Genomic DNA, 22,820 nt, shown 5'->3' with positions numbered 1-22,820 from the left:
GATCACCGGCTTCCTCGCCGACCACCGCCCGCGGGACGGTTTCCTCGGCGAGGAAGCCGGTGATCAGCTTCTCGGCGGCGATGTCCATCTCGGTGACGACGTCGATGGGGCTCGTCTTGGTCTTCGCCACGGCCAGGTCGTCCGGCCTGCCGTCGCGCAGCAGCGCTCCGGCCCGCCGTGCGGCCTCCAGGGCGAGGTCGAGCAGTTCGGTGAGCAGCGGGTCGGTCACGTCGGTCCCTTCGGTCACGTCGTCGGCCATCTCTGTCACGGGTGTTCCTTACGCGTACGGGCTGTCGGCGCCGGCCGCCGCAGGGCGCTCCGCCCTGGCCGGGCAGCAACCGATCGGGCACAGGTCGTGGGAGGGGCCGAGGGCGCCCAGCGCGCACCGCTCGACCCGGGCCCCCCGCTCGTGCGCGGCCCGCTCCAGGAGGAGTTCGCGGACGGCGGCGGCGAAGCGCGGGTCGGCGCCGACGGTGGCCGAGCGCCGGACGGGCAGGCCGAGTTCGGCGGCCTTGGCCGTGGCCTCGGTGTCGAGGTCGTAGAGGACCTCCATGTGGTCGGAGACGAAGCCGATGGGGACCATGACGGCCGCGGGCGCCCCGGCGCCGTGCAGCGCCTCCAGGTGGTCGCAGATGTCGGGCTCCAGCCAGGGGATGTGCGGGGCTCCGCTGCGGGACTGGTAGACGAGCTCCCAGGGGTGGTCGTTCCCGGTCCGCTCGCGGACGGCGTCGGCGATCACCCGGGCGACGTCGAGGTGCTGGCGGACGTAGGCCCCGCCGTCGCCGTGCTCGGTGACCGGTCCCGAGGAGTCGGCGGAGGAGTCGGGGATGGAGTGGGTGGTGAAGGCGAGGTGGGCCCCGGCGCGGACGGACGGGTCGAGTTCGGCGAGGGAGGCGAGGACGCCCTCGATCATGGGCTCGACGAAGCCGGGGTGGTTGAAGTAGTGCCGGAGCTTGTCGACCCGGGGCAGCGGGAGCCCCTCCGCCTCGAGGGTGGCGAGCGCGTCGGCGAGGTTCTCGCGGTACTGGCGGCAGCCGGAGTAGGAGGCGTACGCGCTGGTCGTGAGGACGGCGATATGGCGCCGGCCGTCGGTGACCATCTCGCGGAGGGTGTCGGTGAGGTACGGGGCCCAGTTCCGGTTTCCCCAGTAGACGGGCAGCCCCAGGTCGGCGTCGGCGAAGTCCGTCCGCAGCGCGTCGAGGAGCGCGCGGTTCTGGTCGTTGATCGGGGAGACGCCGCCGAAGAGGAAGTAGTGCTGCCCCACTTCCTTGAGCCGTTCCTTCGGGATGCCTCGGCCGCGCGTCACGTTCTCCAGGAACGGGACCACGTCGTCCGGGCCCTCGGGGCCGCCGAACGAGAGCAGCAGCAGGGCGTCGTACGGGGCGGGATCGTGCTGATCGGACATGGCACCGATCCTCCCACCCGCCCCCGGCACGGGACGGCGCGGCCCGTCCGACGGCGCTCGACCGGTGGTCACGTCCGGTGGTCACGTCCGGTGGTCACGTCCGGTGGTCACGTCCGGTGGTCACGTCCGGTGGTCACGTGCCGCCGTCCCCTCCGGCGGCCGTCCGAAAAAGGGGGATGACCCATCGACTTCAACACCGTAGGCTTTAGCTATTAATTACACGTGTTGAGTCGTCGCGCGGAGCCCGCTCCGAAGCACGGAGATCCGGAGAGCCTCTTGCCCAGTCCCTACCGCGCGATCTTCAAGGCGCCAGGCACCACGTCGTTCTCCGTCGCCGGGTTCTTCGGCCGGATGCCCCTGTCCATGATGGGCATCGGCATCGTGACCATGATCTCGCAGGTCACCGGCCGGTACGGGCTGGCCGGCGCGCTCTCCGCGACGCTCGCGGCGTCCGCCGCGGTCCTCGGCCCCCTGGTCTCCCGGCTCGTCGACCGGCACGGTCAGCGCCGGGTGCTCCGCCCGGTGACGCTCGTCTCGCTCGTGGCCGCCGCCGGTCTCCTCCTCTGCGTACAGCAGCGGACCCCGGACTGGACGCTGTTCGCCTTCACCGCCGTGATCGGCTGTGTGCCTAGCGTCGGCGCGATGACCAGGGCCCGCTGGGCGGAGATCTACCGCGGCGACGAGCGGCGCCTGCACACGGCCTACTCCTGGGAGTCGATCGTCGACGAGGTGTGCTTCATCTTCGGCCCGATCCTCTCGATCGGACTGTCGACGACCTGGTTCCCCGAGGCCGGCCCGCTGTTCGCCGGGGTGTTCCTGACCGTCGGTGTCTTCTGGCTGACCTCGCAGCGCGCCACCGAGCCCGTCCCGCACCCCCAGCAGGGCGCCAGGACCGGTTCCGCGCTCCGCTCCCCCGGCCTCCAGGTGCTCGCCCTCGCGTTCGTCGCCACCGGCGCCATCTTCGGCTCGGTCGACGTGGTGACCGTGGCCTTCGCCGAGGAGCAGGGCCACAAGGCCGCGGCCAGTCTCGTGCTGGCCGTCTACGCGCTGGGTTCCGGTCTGGCCGGCGCCGTCTTCGGACTGCTCCACCTGAAGAGCGAGCCTTCCCGTCGCTGGCTCCTGGGCATCTGCGCGATGGCCGTGAGTATGATCCCCCTCCTACTGGCCGGGAACCTGCCGTTGCTGGCCGTGGCGCTCTTTGTCGCGGGCCTGTCCATCGCACCGACGATGGTGACCACCATGGCCCTCGTCGAAGCGCACGTACCGCGCACCAAGCTGACCGAGGGCATGACCTGGACGGGTACCGGCCTCGCGATCGGTGTGGCGCTCGGCTCCTCGGCCGCCGGCTGGGTGGTCGACGCGTCGGGGGCCGAGGCGGGGTACGTGGTGCCCGTCGTCTCGGGCGCGCTCGCGGTCGCGGTGGGTCTCCTCGGACACCGCCGGCTGCGCAGGCCGGCGCCGAACCGGGAGGGGCAGCGTGAGCGGGACGACAACAGCGGGGCCGGGCAGCGCCAGGACGGCGGACAGCCCGTGGCGTAACTGGGCGGGGAACGTCACCTCCCGCCCCGTGCGGGAGGTGAGCCCGGCCTCGGCCGAGGAGCTCGCCGAGGCGGTGCGCCGGGCGGCCGAGGACGGGCTGCGGGTGAAGACGGTCGGCACCGGCCACTCCTTCACCTCGATCGCGGCCACCGACGGCGTCCTGATCCGGCCCGGTCTGCTGACCGGGATCCGGCGCGTCGACCGCGAGTCGATGACCGTGACGGTCGAGTCGGGCACCCCGCTCAAGCGGCTCAACGTGGCGCTGGCCCGGGAGGGCCTGTCGCTCACGAACATGGGCGACATCATGGAGCAGACCGTCGCCGGGGCCACCTCCACCGGGACGCACGGCACGGGCCGCGACTCGGCCTCGATAGCCGCGCAGATCCGCGAGCTGGAGCTGGTGACGGCCTCGGGCGAGCTGATGACCTGCTCGGAGAAGGAGAATCCGGAGGTCTTCGCGGCCGCCAGGATCGGGCTCGGCGCCCTCGGAGTGGTCACCGCGATCACCTTCGCGGTGGAGCCGGTCTTCCTGCTCACCGCGCGCGAGGAGCCGATGACCTTCGACCGGGTCACCTCGGAGTTCGACGCGCTGCACGCGGAGAACGAGCACTTCGAGTTCTACTGGTTCCCCCACACAAACAACTGCAACACCAAGCGCAACAACCGCAGCGCCGGCCCGGCGGCCCCGCCCGGAAAGGTCAGCGGCTGGATCGAGGACGAGCTGCTCTCCAACGGGCTCTTCCAGGTGGCCTGCTCGCTGGGCCGCGCGGTGCCGCCGGTCATCCCCTCGATCGCCAAGCTCTCCAGCCGGGCCCTGTCGGCCCGTACGTACACCGACATCCCGTACAAGGTCTTCACCTCGCCGCGCCGGGTGCGCTTCCTGGAGATGGAGTACGCCCTCCCGCGTGAGGCGGCTGTGGCCGCGCTGCGCGAGCTCAAGGCGATGGTCGAGCGCTCGCCGCTCAAGGTGAGCTTCCCCGTCGAGGTGCGGACGGCCCCGGCGGACGACATCGCGCTGTCGACGGCCTCGGGCCGGGAGACCGCCTACATCGCCGTCCACCTCTACAAGGGCACGCCCCACCGCGCGTACTTCACGGCGGTGGAGCGCATCATGACGGCGCACGGGGGCCGCCCCCACTGGGGCAAGGTCCACACCCGCGACGCCGCCTACTTCTCCGAGGTCTACCCGCGCTTCGCCGAGTTCACGGCGCTGCGGGACCGGCTCGACCCGGACCGGCTCTTCGCCAACGACCATCTGCGCCGGGTCCTGGGCGACTGACGGTCACTCGGCTCCCGCCCCGGCACCCGCCGGGGTCGGGGCCGACGGGGTCTCCGGCGTGACCGTCCCGGTGGTCGGGTCCTGGGTCGGAGTGGTCGGTTCCGTCGTCGGAGCCGTGGGCGTCGGGGTGGGTGTCGGCTCGCCGCCGGCCGGGTCGGAGGGCGTCGGCTCGGGTGAGGCGGTCGCGGTGCCGTCCTGTTCGTCCCCCCGGTCGCCCGGGGTCGGGGTGGCGTCCGTCGAGGGGCTGCCGGCGCCGTCGTCCGGCCGATCGGTGCCGTCGGCGGATCCGGAGGGCGTGGTCGAGCGGTCCTCGTCCCCGGCCGGGGGTGCCTCCCGGCCCGAACCGCCATCGCCTCGGACGACGGATCCGAACGTGGTGGTGCCCTGCTTGCCGCTGAAGTCCTGGCCCGAGACGAGTTCGTAGGTGGTGATGCCGCCCATGGTGACGCCGAAGACGAGCGCGGCGGCGATCGCCGGGCGCTTCCAGCCGCGGACCCGGGTGCCGTGCGTGGTCGCCGTGCCGAACTCCTCGTCGAGCTCCTCGGCGTACGGGGCGGGTGCCCGGAACGTTCCCGGCGTCAGGGTGCGGTCGTCCCGCGGCCCTGGCGCGAGCGGCACCTTACGGGCCTTCGGCTTGTGCGCGACCGTCGCGTCGCGGACCTGCTCTCCGGTGCGCCGGAACAGGTGCTGGAAGAGCGGACCGCCGCAGGTGGCGATGACACTGATCACACCGGCGCCGAGGATGGTGCCGTACACGCCGAGGGTGGAGGCGAGTTTGGCGGCGATGACCGCGGCCAGGGCGCTGCCCGAGACCTGAGCCACACTCAGGTCGATCCTTCTCCTCCCGCTTTCCGTCTCCTCCCGCTCGTCCGTGTCGGTATCCGGCCTGTGACGCATCTCCAACCCCTGATCCAGCCCCTGACGGCTCATCCGTTCGCCTTGCACCCAGAAGGGACAAATGGGCGAAGGGAATAGTTCCGTTTCTGCTCTTTCTGTGAAGAGCGACACGTAAGGGGGAAGATCGCGGAGACTCAACTCCCGTACCGCCCGAGAAGTTGGGCGGCGCGCCGGTCCACCCAGGTGGCCCGAATGGAGTACATTGACGAACCCTGGGTCCGGACGCCTTCACGGGTGCCCGGGATCAAGGGGAGGGGGCCGGACACGGCGCTCGACCGGCGGCGCCGCGGCATCGCACGGGAACCGACTGCACAGAGTGACCGCCTGTCACTCCGGGTAGCCAACGGGTAACCGTGTCATAACGGCGTTCCAGGGTCCACGCCCGACACGCCGGGCAACTCGGCAAGGTAGTGGCAGGCTGCACCCGGGCAGGCCACACTCGACTAGCGGAAGCAGCGACGCACGTGACGTCGGCAGGCACCACCCGGGAGGTCCCCATGCCCGAACTGCGTGTCGTGGCCGTCTCCAACGACGGCACACGACTGGTGCTGAAGGCTGCTGACAGCACGGAGTACACACTTCCGATCGACGAGCGGCTTCGCGCCGCCGTGCGCAACGACCGCGCGCGCCTCGGCCAGATCGAGATCGAGGTGGAGAGCCACCTCCGCCCCCGCGACATCCAGGCACGGATACGAGCCGGTGCCTCCGCGGAGGAGGTCGCCCAAATGGCCGGGATCCCCGTCGACCGCGTGCGCCGGTTCGAGGGCCCCGTGCTCGCCGAGCGCGCCTTCATGGCGGAGCGTGCCCGCAAGACCCCGGTCCGCAGGCCCGGTGAGAACAGCGGCCCCCAGCTCGGCGAGGCGGTCCAGGAGCGGCTGCTGCTGCGCGGCGCCGAGAAGGACACCGTGCAGTGGGACTCCTGGCGCCGCGACGACGGCACCTGGGAGGTGCTGCTCGTCTACCGCGTCGCCGGCGAGGTCCACACGGCCAGCTGGACGTACGACCCGCCCCGGCGGCTCGTCCAGGCCGTGGACGACGAGGCCCGTGCCCTGATCGGCGAGACGGACGACACGATCGCCGCCGCGCCGGAGCCGAGCTTCCCGTTCGTCCCGCGCATCGCCCGGCTGCCCCGGGACAGGCCGCTGGACCGCGCCCTGGACCGTCAGCTCGACCACCGCCAGCTGGAGCGGGCGTCCGCGTCCGCCGAGCCGGAGGAGGAGCGGGACTCCCTGACGAGCCTCCTGGAGGCCGTGCCGAGCTTCCGCGGCGACATGGTCGTGCCCGAGCCCCCGGACACGGAGCCCGCGGAGGAGGCCGAGGCGGAGGAGCCGCCGGCCCCGGCCGCTTCGGCGGGTGCCGGTTCCGCGTACGCCGATGTCCTCATGCCCCGCGCGGTCTCGGGCCACCGGGACCGCCTCACCGGCACCACCGACCGCCAGGCCGAGGCGGACGGCGTCCGACCGGGCCGCCGCGCGGCGGTGCCGAGCTGGGACGAGATCGTCTTCGGCACCCGCAGGAAGAAGCAGGACTGACGGCTGCGGCCGTACGGGAGGAGGGCCCGCGCCGGACCGGCGCGGGCCCTCCTCCGCGTGCGGGGGACCCCTGCGGGTTCCGGGTGCGGAGCACTACCGCGGGTTCCAGGTGCGGAGTACCACCGCGGTACGGAGCACTGCCGCGGGTCCGGCGTTACGGAGGCCGCGGGTTCCGTGCTGTGGAGGTCTACTGCGGGTCCGGGCCCGTGGCCACCGGACGGGCGGGATCGGCGGACCACTCCGACCACGAGCCCGCGTAGAGCGCGGCGGGGATGCCCGCGATCTCCAGGGCGAGGACCTCGTGCGCCCCGGAGACTCCCGAGCCGCAGTAGACCGCGACCGGGGTCCCCCCGGCGGCACCGAGCGAGGCGAAACGGTCCCGCAGGGTGTCGGCGCCCAGGAAGCGGCCCTCCGCGTCCACGTTCTCCGTCGTCGGGGCCGAGACCGCGCCCGGGATGTGCCCGCCGACCCGGTCGATCGGCTCCACGTCCCCGCGGTAGCGCTCGGCGGCCCGCGCGTCCAGGAGCAGCCCCGAGCGGGCGAACGCCGCCGCCGCGTCGGCGTCGAGCAGCCCGAGCGCGCCCGGCTCCGGCCGGAAGTCGCCCGGCTCCGGCGTGGGCACCTTCTCCGTGAGCTCCCCCGTCCAGGCCGCGAGGCCGCCGTCCAGGACCCTGACGTCCGGGTGGCCGGCCCAGCGGAGCAGCCACCAGGCGCGGGCCGCGGCCCAGCCGAGGCCGCCGTCGTAGACCACGACCGGGGTGTCCGCGGAGACGCCCGCCCGGCGCATCGCGGCCCCGAAGGCCTCCGGGTCGGGCAGCGGGTGGCGTCCGCCGTCGCCGGGCGGGCCCGCGAGTTCCGTGTCCAGGTCGACGTAGACCGCGCCGGGAAGGTGTCCGGCCTCGTACGCCGGACGTCCGGGCGGGCCGCCCAGCGTCCAGCGGACGTCCAGGAGAACCGGCGGCCGGGCCCCGGCCGACTCGCTCAGCAGTTCGCTTACGACGATGATGGGGTTCATGGGTGCCATCCTCGCGCAGCCGCGCTGCCGCGGGGGACGAACCCGGCGTCCTCCCCGCGTCGTCGCAGCGGGATCGCCACTCTTTGGTGCGACCGGGGCGCGCCACGGCCCCGTCGGTGACACCATCGGACGGGGGCACGGGCACGACGACGGTCCGAGGAGAGAGTCACGATGACCGAGGCGACTCGGCGCACACCCGGCACACCCTGCTGGGTGAGCTTGATGGTGCACGGCATTGAGGCCACGCAGGAGTTCTACAACGCACTCTTCGACTGGGAGTTCGAACCCGGTCCACAGCATCTCGGCCCGTACGTGCGCGCGCTGCTCGACGGCAAGGAGGTGGCGGGCATCGGCCAGCTGCCGCCCGACCGGCATCTGCCGATCGCGTGGACCCCCTATCTGGCCACGGACGACGCCGACGAGACCGCCGAGAGCATCCGCTGCTGCGGCGGCACCGTGGCCGTGGGCCCGCTGGACGCGGGTGAGGCCGGCCGGATGGCGGTCTGCTCCGACCCGGTGGGCGCGGTCTTCGGCGTCTGGCAGGCGGAGGCGCACCACGGCACGGCGACGGCGGGACCGCCCGGGACCCCCGTGTGGAACGAGCTCCTCACGTACGAGACGTCCTCGGTCGGGAAGTTCTACGGGACGGTCTTCGGCTTCGAGACGGAGCCGGTCGTGTCCGCCGACCACGACTACACCACGCTCCTGGTGGACGGACTCCCGGTGGCCTCGCTGCACGGCGTCGGCAACGCGCTGCCCCGGGACCGGGGCCCGCACTGGATGACGTACTTCGAGGTCGCCGACACGGACGCGGCCGCCCGGCTCGTCCTGCAGCTCGGCGGCCATGTGCTGCGGCCGCCGCGCGACGCCACGGCGGGGCGGTCAGCCCTGGTGGCGGACCCGGAGGGCGCGGTCTTCACCCTCGTCAAGTCCCCCGCCAGGTGATCCGGGGAGGCCGCCGCCCGCACGGCTGCCCGGTGGCCCGAGCCGGTGTACCGGCCTACCGGCCGTTCAGCCCCGTCGGGACCGGGTCGGCCGGTCCAGCCCCGTCAGGGCCTGACCGGTTCAGCTCCGTCGGGACCGTGCGAGAGTCCGGCGGAGTGACCGCATGCCGCCCCTCCGCGTCGGCGTCTCCGTGCCGCCCGGCAGACCGAGCCGGGTCAGCCGCTCGCCGTCGAAGTGGTGCGCGATCCCCGGGTCGCCGTGGTGCTCGGCGAGGAAGAGGGTGGCCTCCTCGCGCATCCCCGGGTGGCTCTTGTGCCGCATGCAGTAGCCGACGGCGCGGACGAGCGGGGTGAGCGAGTCCGGTGCCGCTCCGGGGACCGCGGGCTCCTCGCCCTGCTCCAGGTCGGCGACCAGGTGGTCGACGACGGTGAGCGGGATCCGGTTGCTGTTCTCGAAGGGGGTGAGCCGTTCGAGGACCTCGACCGTGCCCACGCGCGCGATGGGGACGCCGTAGTAGACGGCGGCGGTGAACATCGCGGTCGAGAAGCAGCCGACGACGAGCCGGGGCCTGCACCGCTCGTAGAAGGTCTCGGCGAGCAGCGGTCCGTCGAGGACGGTGAGCCGTACGCCGGACCGGTCCGCCTCCTCCTGGAGCGCCCTGGAGTAGTGGGCGGGCGCGGACGGGTGAGGTTTGAAGACCACCGAGCGGTGTCCGGCGGCCGTGACGCCGCGGAGCATCCGTACGTGCAGCTCTTCCTCCTCCTCGGCGGTGAGGAGGTTGAGGGCGGCGAGGTACTGGCCGAGCATCAGGGCGGTGGGCTCTGCGGCGGCCGCCCGGACGATCTCGGGGTGGTCGGCCGCCTCCTCGGCGATCTCGGCGAGGACCGCGCGGAAGGCGTCGTCGGGGACGAGCTCCGGCTCCACGCCGTACTCGCTCAGGAGGAGGGGGCGCAGGCCCGGCACCAGGTCGAGGTGGAGGACGCGCCGGATGCGGCAGGCGATGGACTGCGCGAGGTCGTTGCGGGTCGGGCCGTAGCTCATGAGGCCGTCCGCGTAGACGTGGACGGCGCTCTCGGGGAAGCAGCCGGCCAGCGCCTTGGCGGGATTGACCTGGATGGACTCCACGATCAGCTCCACCGGGGCGGTGCCCAGGTCCCACGCGGTGCGCATCACGCGCTGCCAGAGCGGGGCGTCCTCGGGGCGGGGGGCCCAGGCGGCGGGGTGGTACGGGTGGATCGTCTCGTTCCAGTCGAGGACCTCGTCGAAACGGCCGGCGATCCGCTCGTAGCCGGTCATCGTCTCCATGCGCGGCGCGGTCTCCGGGATCTCGGCGTTGCGCGAGATCAGCAGGAGCCGGCGGTGGTCCTCACGGGGGCCGAACTGGCCGGAGTCGAGCGAGGCCGCGAGGGTGGCGGCGCCGTACAGGGTGGACACCTGGAAGATCTGGACCGGGCGGCCGTCGGTGGCCGGGTCGAGCGCCGGTGCCTTGTCGGCGGCGGGGGCGGGGGCCATGGGTCAGGCGGTCCTTACGGTGTCGCGCAGGCTCCGGAGGAGGGTGCTGCGGGGGGTGTCCATGGTGGAGAGGGTCTCTTCGAGGACCTGCTGCGGCATCCGGTGCAGCGCGTCGCGCACGTCGACGCGGAGCCGCTCGGCGACGGCGGGCTCGTACGTGCCGACCTTGCCCATGTGGAAGGCGATCATCGCGCAGTAGGTGCGGACCGCCTTCGGGAGGAACCGGTCCGCCTCCGCGTCACGGGAGACGTCGGCGAGCAGGGTGTCGTACGACGGAATGAAGTCCAGCTGCCGGTTGTCGGTGATCTGGGTGAGCGAGGTGGTGACGCCCCGGCGGTAGAAGACACCGTGCAGGGAAAGCGCCGCGAAGGTGCGCGCCGCGAGGTGGAGGCGCCAGACCCAGAGGCGGTCCTCGGCCGTTCGCAGGGACGTCTCGAAACGGGATTCGCCGTTCTGGAAGAGACGGGAGCTGTAAATGCCGAAAGGGACGAAGGGATAGTCCACCATCGTCACCATGCTGGCCGGCGAGATTCCGTCGCGGGGGTCCATCACAGTGTCGCGGCGCTTGGCGGGGGCATAGCGGATGTTCCGCTTCCGGCCTTCCGAGAGGACGTGGTCGGTGCGGGCGAAGTCGCAGTCCAGCCGCTCGATTCCGGTCACCATGGCCTTCAGGTGGCCGGGCGCGTACCAGTCGTCGCCGTCGAGGAAGGTGATGTACTCCCCGCGCGCGGCGTCGATTCCCGTGTTGCGCGCCTGGGCGACACCGCTGTTCGTCTCGTGCCGGATGACGGTGGCGTTCGGAAGCCGGTCGCGCCAGCGGTCGAGGATCTCCGGGGTGTCGTCCGTCGAGCAGTCGTCGATCAGCAGGAACTCGAATTCCGGATCCGCGTTGTTCGCGAGACTGCGCAGAGTGTCGGGCGCATAGGCTCCGACATTGTGGAACGGTACGACGACGGACAGTTTCGGCACTCGGAATCCCCATACTGAATCGAACAATTAAACGCCGCTACGGCGGGTACGGTAACGCTCCACTTTTCCGGGCGAACGATCCGCGTGTGCACTCCGGGTGAACTCTTGGCGTCTCCCGTGGAAAGTCCGTGCGGAAGCGGCCTCACCCGTCGGCGCGCTGACCGGCCCGCGGATCGGCCCCGTGTCCGGACGTCCGATCGGCCGGAAGTCCCGCCCGCCGCCCGGCCCGCCGGTGCAGGACTCCCGTCGTGATCAGGGCGAGGAGCGCGGTCAGGCCGACGGCGCCGCCGAGCGTGAGACCCGGCGGACGGAAGGAGCAGGTGACCGTGTTCGCCCGGCCGTCGAGCGGGATCGCGACGAGCCCCTGGTACGCGCGCGCCGGGCGCGGCTCCGCGTCACCGGCCACGCAGCGCCAGCCGGAGATGCGGGGCGCGGCGAGCACCGCGGTCCCGGTGCTGCCCGGGGGCAGTTCCGCCGTGACGGTGTGCCCGGTGGCGCGCACCTCGGTGGCCCCGGTGGCGGTCAGCTGCCGCACCGCCGAGTCGAGCCGGGCCCGGACCAGGCAGCCGACGGGCTGACGGGGCAGCCGGACCTTGCGCTCGGGGCTCAGCTCGATCCGTACCTCGCCGGAACCGGGCACCGTGCCGAGGGGCCGCATGGGGGCCCGGACGGCGGGCGGCTTGCCTTCGAAGTCCACGCGCGGCTCCCCCGCGAGGGTCGCGCCGCCGCGGTACTCGGGGGCCCAGAACCAGGCCTGGGAGCCCGCAGGGCAGCGGGCGCTGACGGTCCGTCCGTCACGGGTGACGGGCGGCAGCTCGTACACGTCGGCGCCGAGGAGCCGTTCCTGCTCGGCGAACGCGGAGTCCCCGGGGTGGGTGGCCGGCCGCTTCGCCGGACGGACGGTGACCAGCGGCGGTACGGGCGTGGTGGCGACGGACACCGTCGCCCGGGGCAGTGCGTCCTGGCGCACCGGTTCGGTGGGCACCGAGCGGACCCGGGTGCCGATGGAGAACAGGGCGTCGGTCACCGGGTTGTCGAGGGTGACCGGGTGGCGGCCCTTCGCGTAGTGGCCGAAGCCCAGGGAGGCGAGGGTGCGGGAGGTCACCTCGGCGGTGAGGCTGCTGTAGTAGTCGGCCCCCTGGCCGCCGACGATCAGGACGTCGTTGCCGCCGGGGACCTCGCCGGGTTCCGTCCGGTACTTCGGCCAGGCGTCCGCGCGGGCCACCTCGTCGGCCACGGCGCTGTGCCAGGGGCCGATCCGGGGGGACCAGGCGACCTCGTCGCGCTGCTGCTCCTCGATCCGCTTCCCGGTGACGGCCGCCTCTCCGCCCTGCGAGGCGACGAGGAGGACGACGGCGAGGACGGGCAGGAGGCGCGCGGTGGCCGTGCCGCGCGCGGGAGGGACGGGTGCGGTGCCGGAAGCGGGCGGTGCGCCGGCCGTGGCGCCACGGGTGTGCGGGAGGGCCGCCAGGGCGGCGGCGAGCGCGAGGGCCGCGGCCACGCCGAAGGCCGGGTAGGTCCAGCGGTCGATGTCGACGCTGCCGTGGGCCGCCCACGCGAGGAGCCCGAGCAGAGTGCCGCCCGCGAGGAGCGCGGGCGGGCGCGGCACGCCCCGGGCGGCCGAGAACCAGCCCGCGACGATCAGCAGCCCGCACAGGACGAAGGTCTGCCGGTACGGGCCGCCGTTGGGCGAGGCGCCGGCGTGCCAGAGCAGATGGGTCGGTTCCCACTGGAGGGAGAGCGTCACCAGGACGACCGCGGCCGACCAGCCGGCCCGCACGCGCGGGGCGACGGCTCCGTTGAAGGGCAGGGTGAGGGCGAGCGCGAGCGCGGGCGTACCGATGAAGAGGGCGGGGCTCGCGAGGCTCGCGGTGGCCGGCAGGAACCTGGCGAGGACCTCCACCCAGGCGGCGGGCGCGAAGGTGGACTCGGGGGTGGGGTCGGCGACCTTGGTGCCGAGGAAGACGACCACGACGAGCGGCGCGGCGAGGCCGATGCCGATGAGCACGCCCCGTGCGGCACGCAGGGCCCCGGCGAGGCGCTGCCGCGCGCCGGACGTCTCCCCGGCGGTGAGGAGCCGTACGAGCAGGACGACGGCGGCGCCGATGGTCGCCATGTAGGCCGTGTAGAAGTTCGCGGTCCAGGCCAGGGCGACCACCACGGGGCCGAGGACGGGGCGGCGCCCGGTGCGGGCCCACTCGCCGACCAGGCAGAGCAGCGGGAAGGCGACGAGTCCGTCGAGCCACATCGGGACGGTGGCACCGAAGTTGAAGGTCCAGCCCGAGAGGGCGTACGCGCTGCCGAGCACGGCGGCGACCGGCCAGGGGCCGGGGCGCATCCGCAGGAGCAGCAGCGCCATCGCCGCCCCGGACGCGGTGATCTTGACGGCGGTGACGACATACAGGGCGAGTTCGACGCGGTCCGCCGGGAAGAGCACGACGAGCAGGTCGAAGGGGCTGCTCAGATAGGTGCCGATGTCGCCGAGGAAGTTGGCGCCGAAGCCGGAGTTCCAGTTGAGGAAGGCGTCTCCGTGGGTCTCCCCGAGGAGGAACGAGCGCCAGTACGCGTGGAACGGCAGGTACTGCTGGCCCAGGTCGACGATGTTCCTCGTCACCGGGCCGAAGGGGTAGCCGCGCGAGAGCCGGGTGGCGAGGGCGAGCAGTACGGCGGTGAGCAGGGCGGCCGCGAGCGGACCGGCGACGGCCGGGGCGCGCAGCCGGCGCCCCGGGGAGCCGGGCGCAGGCTTCGGGCCGCCCGCCCCCTCCTCGCCGTCGACCTCGTCGAGCACGCTCTCGGCGGCGGGGGGCACACGTCCTCCAGGGGGCGTACGGGTCGGGAGCGCCCGGGTGATCCGTCACGGGCCGACCGCCATTACCGCCGAGTCGGGCGTCCCGTAACCGATCATCAGGCGGTGTTCCGGCACACCTCGGGTGAACTCCCGGTGTCGCGAGGCCGGGAGGCAACGGGGAAAGGCCGGGCGGGATCGCGGCGTGGGCCGCCGGACGGGGCGGCCCCCCTTGCCGACCGGGAGAACCCGTTACGCGACGAGCTCGTCGACCGTGCGGGCCACCGTGCCGAAGAGGTCGGTGACCGTCGTCAGACTCGCGGCCCGGAGCGCCTCGGACGCCGTGACGGTGCCGTCGGGGCCCTCCAGGGGGCGGGTCGCGGTGGCCTCGGCGACCACGGTCGGGCGGTAGCCGAGGTTGAAGGCGCCCTGCGCGGTGAAGAGGACGCACATGTGCGTCATGAACCCGGCGATGACCAGGTCGCCGCTGACGCCGAGGTCCTTCAGGGTCTCTTCGAGGTCGGTGGCGTGGAAGGCGTTCGGGAACTGCTTGACGACGACCTTCTCGCCCTCGACCGGGGCGACCTCGTCGCTGATCGCGCCGATCTCGGCCCGGATGTCGTAGGGAGTGCCCTCGCCGGCGTCGTTGACGACGTGCACGACGGGCGCACCCGCGGCGCGGGCGGCGGCGAGCAGACGCGCGCCGGCTGCCACGGCCTCGTCGGCCCCGTCGAGCCGCATGACGCCGGCCCGGTAGGTGTTCTGGAAGTCGATCATGATCAGCGCCGACTCGCTCAGACGGGGCAGGTCCTGGGGAAGGCCGATCACATCGCGGAGGGTGGTGGAGGCGGTCATGGCGGTTCCTTTCGTAGGGGCCGAGGGAGGGATCGCGGTGCGGAAGAGGTTCTTCGGGGCGTCGTCGAACGGTCGGGCGGCCCGGGGGCGGCGCCCGACCCCCGCATGTTTTCAACGCTAACACAGCTTGTAATCATCGATTACAAGTGGCTGTTGGCGCTGTTATCGTGGGAGTCATGTCGACCGCACGCGCGCGCATCCTGGAAGCCACCGAGGAACTCCTCGCCGGCAAGGACGCCCTGGCGATCTCGACCCGCGCCATCTGCGACCGGGCGAAGGTCGGCATGCCCGAGATCTACCGGCAGTTCGGCGACAAGCAGGGCCTGCTCACGGCGGTCGCCGACATCGGCTTCGAGCGCTTCCTCGCCGAGAAGCGCAAGAACCCGCTCACCGACGATCCGGTGGCGGACCTGAAGACGGCCTGGGACAGCCACGTCGCCTTCGCGCTCCGCAACCCGCACCTCTACCGGCTGATGTTCACACCGACCGGCGACGCCAAGCCGGGGGCCGTCAAGGAGGCGCAGGCGCTCCTCCTGAAGGCGGTGGAACGCTGCCGTGACGCCGGGCGGCTCCGGACGGCCCCGGAGCTCGCGGGGCGCTCGATCCTCTCCGCCAACGTGGGCGTGTGCATGATGGCGCTGTCGTTCCCCGACCTGTTCGGCGACTCCGACACGTCCCCGGCGGTACGGGACGCGGTGATCGGCAAGGTCACCGGCGACGAGCGCGAGGACAGCCGGATCGGTACGGCGACCGTCCTCGCCCAGGCCCTGGTCGGCACCCTCACGGGAACGGCCACCCCGAACGGCGCCGCCCTCGACCGGCTGGCCGCCGCACTGCTTCCGCCGGTGCCGCCCTCGGAGGCGTGAGCGGCGGTCCCGCCCCTCGGAGGCGTTTCCGCAGGTCCCGCCCTCGGAGACGGAACCGCCGGTCAACTGCCGCCGCAAAGTTCCGGCCACCGCTCTCCACCGGCCTACGCTCACAACTCCCATACCAGGAGGAGGAGTACGCCATGGAGAACCCGACTCGTAAGGTGGCCGCGGCCGGTGCCGCCGCACTGCTGGCCGCGGGACTCGTCGTCGCCGGTGCCGGCGCGGCGAGCGCGTCGGACAGCGGCCCGGCCGAGCGCATCACCTCGGCGGCCCAGCTCAAGGACAGCATCCGGCTCGCCGTCGCCCAGGAGGAGCAGGCCGGGGAGCAGGGGCTGAGCCAGAGCGTCGGCGGCCGGGTGACGAAGGTCGCCGGCACCCAGTCCGGCACCTGCTGAGGCCGAGGTGACCACCGTGGGCGAGGACAGCTCCTCGCAGACCTGGTGCCCCAGCGGAGAGGCGCACGCGCCGGAGTCCGTCGTCCTGGGCGTACGGTCCGGGCAGGACGGGCGCGTGGTGTACCTGGCCGATCCCGTACCGGCGGCCGAGGTGCTCGGTGAGGTGCCGGAGGGCGTCGAGCCGCGCCGCGTCCTGCGGTTCGCGTCGCACTGTGTCAGCGACTGCGTCAACCGCAGGGGCGGCGACTGCACGCTCGTCGAGCGGGTGCTCTCCCGGCCCGCCGCGCGGGAGGACGGCCCCGTCCCTCGGTGTCACCTCAGGGCGCGGTGCCAGTGGTGGCAGCAGACCGGGGTCGCCGCGTGCGCGCGCTGCCCCGCGGTCTCGACCCGCCATCACGCCGGCGACGAGCTGGCCGACCTGGTGGCCGATCCGGCCACGACGCAGGAGCAGCTCGACGAGTGGATCGCGGTGGCCGGCTGATCTCGGCTCGTCCGGCCGTCGGTCCTGATACGCGGAAGGTCCCCGGACACTCTGTCCGGGGACCTTCCGCGCGTCCGCGCGTCCGCCGTGCACGCTCACTCACGACTGGGCGGGTGGTCTCCCCTGATGTCGCGCTCCGACAGGCGGTTCACCCGGGGCGAAGGGGTGGTCAGTTCGCCGTGGAGGGCCACCGCCGCCGCGTAACCGCGGTCGACGGGGATGTCGAGCAGGGTCCAGCCCGCCGGCGGCAGCGTTCCGTCGGGGCTGCCCGAGCCCACGTAGTCGGCCGCCGGGTCACGGCCCAGACCGGTGCCGAGTCCCTTGAGGTAGGCCTCCTTGCGGGTCCACAGCCGGGCCAGCGCCCTGGGGCGGCGCGGGGGTGGCAGCGCCTCGATCTCGCGCTGTTCGGCGGGGTGCAGCATGGCGGCGAGTTCCGCGGCGCCGCCCGGGTCGGCGACCAGGTCGACGTCCACGCCGATGGGCGCCACCGCCGTCCCGACGAGGACGAGGTCACCGCGGTGGGAGAGCGAGAAGTGCAGCCCGCGCGAGGCGCCCAGAACGGTCGGCCGCCCGTGCGGACCGCCGCAGCAGGGGCAGGTCTCACGGCCGTAGCGGATGTCCTGCGGCAGCGTGTCGAGGTACGTGCCGAGCAGCCGGCGCAACGCCAGATGGGCGGCGGTGAAGCGGACCCGGTCCTCCGCGTGCGCCAGACCGGCGGCGCGCTGCCGCTCGGTGGCGTCCAGGACACCGGCGTCGAGGCCGGTGCCCCGGGCGTCGGAGACCCTGAGCAGCCACAGGTCCAGGGAGCCCGGTCGCGGCAGGGCGCGCGGGGGTGGCAGGGGGGCGAGCAGCAGGGTGCCGCTCGCGGAACTCCAGGGACCGCTTCTGGGATCACTCACGGGACCCCTCCTGTTCGATGACGGATGCGCGGACGCGGGTGGCCGTCGGGACGGATCAGCCTTGTTCGGGAACGGCGTACCGGAGGACCCGCCGATCGGCCGGATCGGGTGCCTCCGCCGGATCGGGTGAATCCGCCGGCTCGGGTGACTCTCCCGGCTCGGTGGGCGGTTGGGCCGGTGGCCGGGTGGGCGGGTGCGTCGGCGGTTCGGTGGGCAGGTCCCTGCGGGCCCGCAGGGGGCCCGCGAGCAGCAGTGCGGAGCTGACCGCGAGACCGGCGGTGAGCACCCACAGCGCGGGCCGCAGGCCGAGCACACCGCCGAGCACACCGCCGAGCAACGAGCCCACGGGAATCGCACCGAAGTTGGCGACGGAGACGCTCGCGGTGATCCGGCCGAGCAGCTGCGGCGGGCAGTACTGCTGGCGGAACGCGCCCTGGATGACGTTGGCGGACACGACGCCCAGGGCGAGCACGGCCCCGCCGACGGGCAACAGCACGACCCGCCAGCCCGGTTCGGCCAGCGGGATGAGCAGCCCGAACGGGGCCGTGGCGAACTTGCAGAGCAGCATGCCGCGGGCGGTGCCGAAGCGGCGTGCCATGGGCGTGGCGACGACCGCGCCGAGCAGTCCGCCCACGCTGCTGCCGGCCAGCAGCCAGCCCACCGTGGCCTCGCCGACGTGGAGTTCCCGGACGAGGAACACGGTGAGGATGGCCTGGTAGCCGGTGAGCAGCAGGTTGGTGACGGTGCCGTACGTGGTCAGGACGCGCAGGTAGGGGTCGCGCACGGTGTGCCGCAGGCCCTCCGAGACGTCCTTGCGCAGGGCCCGGGGCCGTTCGGGCCGCTCCGGCGCCGGTTCCTTCCCGCGGATGCCGAGCAGGCACAGGGTGGAGACCAGGAAGGTCGCGGCGTCGGCGAGGAGGCCGTTGACGGCTCCGAACGCGCCGGCCAGGACTCCGCCGCCGCCGAGCCCGGCGAGCTGCGCGGCCGATTCGCTGCCCTGGAGCTTGGCGTTGGCCTCGGTGAGGTGCTCACGGGGGACGACGAACGGTACGTACACCCGGTAGGCGATGGAGAAGAAGACGTTCGCGACCCCGGTGAGCAGGGAGACCACGACCAGCTGCGTCATGGTCAGCACATCGAGCCACGCGGCGGCCGGCACGCTGAGCAGAAGCAGCAGGGAGGCCACGTTGCAGACCACCATCAGCGGGCGGCGCGGCAACCGGTCCACCCAGGCACCCGCGGGCAGCCCGAGGAGGAGCCAGGGCAGCCAGGCGGCCGCGGCCAGGGCGCTCACCCAGAAGGTGCTCGCGTCCAGGGTGACCACGGCCACCAGCGGCATGGCGACACCGGTGATGTTGCTGCCGAAACGGCTGGTGGTCTCCCCCGCCCACAGGAGCCGGAAGTCGCGCTGCCGCAGCAGCCCGTCCCGGCGCCGCGCGTTCATCGGACGGCCACCGCCTTGGCGGCCTCGTCCTCGGGCGGCGCGTCGTCCGACGAGACGGCCACCACCTTCGCGGCCTCGGCCGAAAGGCGCTCGGCGGCGTCGGACCAGCGTGCGCGGCGGGCCGCCGACTCGGCGGTGAGGGCAGCGAGTTCGGCCCGCGCACGGGCCAGGGCCCGGTCCGGTCCGGTGCCGCCGGGGCCACCGCCGTGGGCGCAGGCGGCGGCCACCGTCTCCGGGTCGAGCCAGTCGGCCGGGTATCCGGCGGCTGCCGCGGCCACGTCGGGCTGGGCGCGGGCCGCCTCGGACAGCGGCGTACCGCTGTCGAGGGCGCCGAGGACGGTCTCGCCGACCAGGTGGTGGGCGGTGCGGAAGGGGATGCCGTCGACGACGAGGCGTTCGGCGAGGTAGGTCGCCGAGGTGAAGCCCTCCCGGGCCCGGTCCCGCATCCGGTCACGGTCGGGTTCCGCCCCGTCGACGACGAGCCGGAGCAGGGTCACCGCCTGGGTGGTGTCGGCGAGACCGGGCCACAGATGGCGGGCGGCCTCGGTGCCGACGGCGATGGCGTTGGTGTAGCCGGCGGTGGACATGGCCGCCGCGGCGCCGGTGAACCCGGCGAGGGCGGCGGTGGAGCGGCCCTGGATGTGTTCGAGCAGGAAGGGGTTGCGCTTCTGCGGCATCATCGAGCTGGAGCCGACCAGGTCGTCGGCCATCCGAAGCAGCCCGAACTCCTCCGTCGTCCACCAGGTCAGGTCACGGGCCACCCGGGCCATGAGGACGCCGAGGACGGCGGCGGCGGAGAGCATGCGCAGCGCGAAGTCGCGGGAGGCGACCGCGTCGACCGAGTTGGGCACGGCGGCGGTGAAGCCGAGGAGGTCCGCGGTACGGGCCGGGTCCACCGGCACGGAGGTCCCGCCGACGGCCCCCGCGCCGAGCGGGTTGACGTCGATCTCCCGCCCCGCGTCGAGCAGTCCGGCGAGCGAGCGCAGCACGCCGCCCGCGACCCCGGTCAGATAGTGGCCGTAGCTGATGGGCACGGCGGGCTGGCCGTGGGTGTACGCGGGCATGGTGACGTCCCGGTAGGCCTCCCCCTTGTCGAGCAGGACCCGCGCCAGCTCGGCCACCTCGTCCAGGAGCTGTCCGTAGGGGCCGCGCACCTTGAGTCGTACGGTGGTGGCGTTGAGGTCGTTGCGGGAGCGCCCGGTGTGCAGCACCCCGCCGGTCTCCTGGCCGAGCCGGTCGACGAGCCAGCCCTCGTACGCCAGGTACAGGCCGCGCGGCATGGGCCGGGCCCGTACGGGGGCGAAGTCCTCGGCCCGCAGGGCGTCGACGGTGTCGAGGAGGGCCGCGGCGCGGCCCGGGTCCACGATGCCGCGCTCGGCGAGCATCACCAGATGGGCCCGGTCGACCTCGCTGATCAGCCGCAGTTCGTCGCCCACCGGGTCGCCGTCGTCGGTGCGGTACTGGTCGTAGACGATGCGATGGGCGCGCGGGTCGAGCCCGGTGCGGAGCCGGCCGGTGTGGACGCCCGCCTCCTGCGTGCCGCTCGTACCGGTGACGCTGTCGCTCATACCGGCACCGCCTCCCTCACCGGCACGTCCGCAGGCACCGCCGGCACCGGCGTCAGCGCTCTGGCGATTCCCAGCGTGAGGGCGGTCTCGGCCGCCTCGGCGGACTCCCCCGAAGCCGTACCGGCCGCGATCACATGGCCCACCCGTCCGCGGAAGTCCTCGGCCGGTGCGACCGTGGTTCCGGCCGGGCGGTAGACGGCGGTGTCGACGACACCGGGCACGGCGCGGGCCGCCGCCTCGGCGGCGGCCACGTCCGCGAGGACGCTCTCGGTGCCTGCCGTCAGGAAGCGGATCGAGGCCGCGCCCGCGGCGTCCGGCGTACCGGCGAGGTCGACGGGCTCGCCGAGTGCGGCCCGCACCTGGGCGCCGACCAGGTCGACGCCGCGTGCCCGGCGCACGAGCTCCGGGATCATGCCGCCGGCCAGCCGCGGGTTGACCTCGATGACGCGGGCGACGTCCCCGTCGAGCCGGAGCTCGACATGGGCCGCGCCCCAGCCCAGGCCGAGGGCCTGGACGGCGCGTACGGCCGTGTCGACGAGCGCGGCGGCCCGCGCGGCGGGCAGGACGGCGGGCACGTCGTGCCCCGTCTCGACGAACACCGGGGGCGCGCCGACGTGTTTGGCGACCGTGACGACGGCCTCCTCACCGAAGACCTCCACCGAGAACTCGCGCCCGGTCAGGTACTGCTCGACGAGGACCACACCCGGCGTGCGCAGACCGCGCTCGTTGACGGTGGCGGCCAGCAGCCCCTTCGCGTGCTCGGCCACCTCGTCCCGGTCGCCGCACAGGCGCACGCCCAGGCTCCCCGAGCCCTGCACCGGCTTGACGACGACGGGGCCGCCGAGCCACTGGGCGGCGGCGACCGCCTCGGCGACGTCGCCGGCCACCGAGAAGCGGGGCACGGGCACCCCGGCCCCGGCCAGGGCGCGGCGCTGCGCGGCCTTGTCGCGGCAGGCGCGGACGGCGTCGGCGGACGGGCCGGGAAGCCCGAGGCGGGCGGCGAGTCCGGCGGCCGTGGCGACGTAGTACTCGGAGCTGGAGAGCACCCCGGCGACCGGCGCGGCGGCGGCGAGGCCGGTCACGGCGGCCCACAGGGCGTCGTCGTCCGCGGTGTCCACGACGACGGTGCGCAGCCCGTCCTCGGCGGCGTACGGATAGCGGGCGGGATCGGCGCTCAGCAGGACGGGCACGACTCCGAGATCGCGGGCCCGGGCGGCGAACTGGCGCCCCGTGCCGGTGGTGTTGGACTCGACGAGGAGCAGCAGCGGGGTGGTCACGACCGGACCTCCGGCGTCGTCGGGCCGCCGAGGGCGTGGGCCTCGGTGGTCATCACGTCGGCGAGGCCGTGGACCTCCGTGGTCATCACGTCGCCGAGGCCGTGGACCTCCGGCGTCATCACGTCGTCGAAGCCCCGGCGGGCCCACACCAGCCGGGTCCACGAGGACGGGGCGTCCAGCGGGTGGTCGACCGTGACCGGGCCGCCGGGGGTCGGCGCCGGCTCGATGCCCTGCTCGCGCAGCCACTCGGCGTGGTAGACGGTGGACTGGTAGCGGTAGCCCTCGTCGGGCAGCACCATGACGACCTTGCTGTCCGGGTTGCGCGCGGCCCACCAGGAGGCGACCTGGAAGGAGGCACCACTGGTGGGGCCCATGAACAGGCCGTGGTTGCGGAAGAGTTCGTGGGTGGCGTGGAAGGCCTCGGGCGCGGTGACCCAGTGCACCTCGTCGTAGGCGCTGTGGCGCACGTTGCCCGGGTGGATGCTGCTGCCGAGGCCCCGCAGGGTGCGCGGTCCGTCGGGCGAGCCGAAGATGATCGAGCCGTGGGTGTCCACGCCGACGAGGTGCAGCGCCGGGTCGGCGGGACGCAGGGCGGCGGCGAGGCCACCGGTGGAGCCGCCGGAACCGACCGGGCCCACCAGGCAGTCCACGGATCCGACGGTCTCCCCGATGAGGTCGGCGACCACGGCGTAGGCGCCGGGGTTGTCGGGGTTGTCGTACTGGCCGGGCACGAAGCTGTCGGGGTGGAGCCGGCGCAGTTCCTCGACGCGGGCGAGGCGGGCGCCCTGGATGCCGCCGCTCTGCCCGGCGTACTCGACGATCTCGACGCCGGCGCCGAGCATCTCCAGCCGGTTGCGCAGGTCGCGGTCGATGGCGGAGTCGCCGACGATGGTCAGGTCGTAGCCGCGCAGCCGGCACACCATCGCCAGGCCGAGCGCGAAGGTGCCCGAGGAGGTCTCGATGACGCGGCCGCCGGGCCGCAGCAGCCCGGCGGCCTCGGCCCGGTCGATGATGAAACGCGCCGGCAGCAGCTTCATCAGGCTGAACGCCGCCGCGTAGAGGTTGTCGGTCACCTGGATGATGCGGGGCAGTTCGGTGGCGTCCACCACCGAGTCGTGCAGCCTGCCGACGCCCGCGATCGTGGTCGTAGTCAT

At 73.6% G+C, this 22,820-nt stretch carries 20 protein-coding genes; 7 read left to right on the top strand and 13 right to left on the bottom strand.

Annotated features, from left to right (window positions below; genetic code table 11):
• Together AOK00_RS13330 and AOK00_RS13325 are read right to left on the bottom strand one after the other, a co-directional pair.
• Positions 1-229, bottom strand: a 229-nt coding sequence (locus AOK00_RS13330; protein WP_301554203.1) for an inositol monophosphatase family protein, incomplete at its 3' end; no start/stop codon positions are given.
• A 48-nt stretch (positions 230-277) separates the two neighbouring features.
• Complete coding sequence (locus AOK00_RS13325) at positions 278-1,405, bottom strand: ferrochelatase (protein ID WP_055600513.1); 1,128 nt, start codon at positions 1,403-1,405, stop codon at positions 278-280.
• Between the two features lie 276 nt (positions 1,406-1,681).
• Between AOK00_RS13325 and AOK00_RS13320 the strand changes: the two genes are divergently transcribed.
• Entirely contained in the window at positions 1,682-2,944 is a 1,263-nt protein-coding gene (locus AOK00_RS13320; protein ID WP_055600512.1) for an MFS transporter, read from the top strand.
• Entirely contained in the window at positions 2,883-4,223 is a 1,341-nt protein-coding gene (locus AOK00_RS13315; protein ID WP_055600511.1) for a D-arabinono-1,4-lactone oxidase, read from the top strand. The genes AOK00_RS13320 and AOK00_RS13315 overlap by 62 nt, the downstream gene beginning before the upstream one ends.
• A gap of 3 nt (positions 4,224-4,226) precedes the next feature.
• On the opposite strand, the gene AOK00_RS13310 is transcribed toward AOK00_RS13315, so the two are convergent.
• On the bottom strand, positions 4,227-5,045 hold the full coding sequence (locus tag AOK00_RS13310; RefSeq protein ID WP_367870034.1) for a hypothetical protein: 819 nt from the start codon (positions 5,043-5,045) through the stop codon (positions 4,227-4,229).
• Between the two features lie 572 nt (positions 5,046-5,617).
• Between AOK00_RS13310 and sepH the strand changes: the two genes are divergently transcribed.
• Positions 5,618-6,652: a septation protein SepH gene (gene sepH, locus AOK00_RS13305; RefSeq protein WP_055600516.1), complete on the top strand. Its 1,035-nt coding sequence runs from the start codon at positions 5,618-5,620 to the stop codon at positions 6,650-6,652.
• A 187-nt stretch (positions 6,653-6,839) separates the two neighbouring features.
• Here sepH and AOK00_RS13300 read toward each other — a convergent pair whose 3' ends face one another.
• Positions 6,840-7,667, bottom strand: coding sequence for a sulfurtransferase (locus AOK00_RS13300; RefSeq protein ID WP_055600509.1), 828 nt, complete (start codon positions 7,665-7,667; stop codon positions 6,840-6,842).
• A 171-nt stretch (positions 7,668-7,838) separates the two neighbouring features.
• Here AOK00_RS13300 and AOK00_RS13295 point away from each other — a divergent pair, with 171 nt between their 5' ends.
• Entirely contained in the window at positions 7,839-8,612 is a 774-nt protein-coding gene (locus AOK00_RS13295; RefSeq protein ID WP_055600508.1) for a VOC family protein, read from the top strand.
• A gap of 120 nt (positions 8,613-8,732) precedes the next feature.
• Here AOK00_RS13295 and AOK00_RS13290 read toward each other — a convergent pair whose 3' ends face one another.
• From AOK00_RS13290 to AOK00_RS13275, 4 genes are all read right to left on the bottom strand, one after another.
• On the bottom strand, positions 8,733-10,124 hold the full coding sequence (locus AOK00_RS13290) for a polysialyltransferase family glycosyltransferase (protein ID WP_107097377.1): 1,392 nt from the start codon (positions 10,122-10,124) through the stop codon (positions 8,733-8,735).
• Positions 10,125-10,127: 3 nt separating this feature from the next.
• Entirely contained in the window at positions 10,128-11,093 is a 966-nt protein-coding gene (locus AOK00_RS13285) for a glycosyltransferase family 2 protein (protein ID WP_055600507.1), read from the bottom strand.
• Between the two features lie 142 nt (positions 11,094-11,235).
• A complete protein-coding gene (locus tag AOK00_RS13280) occupies positions 11,236-13,902 on the bottom strand; it encodes a YfhO family protein (RefSeq protein ID WP_079041978.1) in 2,667 nt (888 codons plus the stop codon).
• Between the two features lie 228 nt (positions 13,903-14,130).
• Complete coding sequence (locus tag AOK00_RS13275) at positions 14,131-14,733, bottom strand: isochorismatase family protein (protein ID WP_055600506.1); 603 nt, start codon at positions 14,731-14,733, stop codon at positions 14,131-14,133.
• Between the two features lie 176 nt (positions 14,734-14,909).
• Between AOK00_RS13275 and AOK00_RS13270 the strand changes: the two genes are divergently transcribed.
• The 3 genes from AOK00_RS13270 (at position 14,910) to AOK00_RS13260 (ending at position 16,478) form a co-directional block, all read left to right on the top strand.
• Positions 14,910-15,599, top strand: a complete 690-nt coding sequence (locus AOK00_RS13270) for a TetR/AcrR family transcriptional regulator (protein ID WP_055600505.1) — start codon at positions 14,910-14,912, stop codon at positions 15,597-15,599.
• A gap of 143 nt (positions 15,600-15,742) precedes the next feature.
• The gene (locus AOK00_RS13265; RefSeq protein ID WP_055600504.1) at positions 15,743-15,997 is read left to right on the top strand and encodes a hypothetical protein; all 255 of its coding nucleotides are present in this window, start codon (positions 15,743-15,745) and stop codon (positions 15,995-15,997) included.
• Between the two features lie 16 nt (positions 15,998-16,013).
• The gene (locus AOK00_RS13260) at positions 16,014-16,478 is read left to right on the top strand and encodes a hypothetical protein (RefSeq protein WP_055600514.1); all 465 of its coding nucleotides are present in this window, start codon (positions 16,014-16,016) and stop codon (positions 16,476-16,478) included.
• A 95-nt stretch (positions 16,479-16,573) separates the two neighbouring features.
• On the opposite strand, the gene AOK00_RS38300 is transcribed toward AOK00_RS13260, so the two are convergent.
• Genes AOK00_RS38300 through AOK00_RS37085 form a run of 5 tightly spaced genes read right to left on the bottom strand, consistent with a single transcriptional unit; the run spans position 16,574 to position 22,820 of the window.
• Entirely contained in the window at positions 16,574-17,377 is an 804-nt protein-coding gene (locus AOK00_RS38300; RefSeq protein ID WP_063886592.1) for a 4'-phosphopantetheinyl transferase family protein, read from the bottom strand.
• 55 nt (positions 17,378-17,432) lie between these two features.
• Positions 17,433-18,821, bottom strand: a complete 1,389-nt coding sequence (locus tag AOK00_RS13250) for an MFS transporter (RefSeq protein ID WP_063886591.1) — start codon at positions 18,819-18,821, stop codon at positions 17,433-17,435.
• Positions 18,818-20,389 carry an argininosuccinate lyase gene (gene argH, locus AOK00_RS13245; protein ID WP_055600503.1) on the bottom strand — a complete coding sequence of 524 codons (1,572 nt, stop codon included), beginning with the start codon at positions 20,387-20,389 and terminating at the stop codon, positions 18,818-18,820. The genes AOK00_RS13250 and argH overlap by 4 nt, the downstream gene beginning before the upstream one ends.
• Positions 20,386-21,666: an ATP-grasp domain-containing protein gene (locus tag AOK00_RS13240; RefSeq protein ID WP_055600502.1), complete on the bottom strand. Its 1,281-nt coding sequence runs from the start codon at positions 21,664-21,666 to the stop codon at positions 20,386-20,388. The genes argH and AOK00_RS13240 overlap by 4 nt, the downstream gene beginning before the upstream one ends.
• A complete protein-coding gene (locus AOK00_RS37085; RefSeq protein WP_173861556.1) occupies positions 21,663-22,820 on the bottom strand; it encodes a PLP-dependent cysteine synthase family protein in 1,158 nt (385 codons plus the stop codon). Before AOK00_RS37085 ends, AOK00_RS13240 begins: the two co-directional genes overlap by 4 nt.

Origin of the sequence: Streptomyces aureus, from assembly GCF_001418135.1 — a bacterium.
Classification (GTDB): Bacteria; Actinomycetota; Actinomycetes; order Streptomycetales; family Streptomycetaceae; genus Streptomyces; species Streptomyces aureus_A.
Note: the sequence above shows the minus strand (reverse complement) of the source record. Positions and strands in the feature narration are given on the sequence as shown.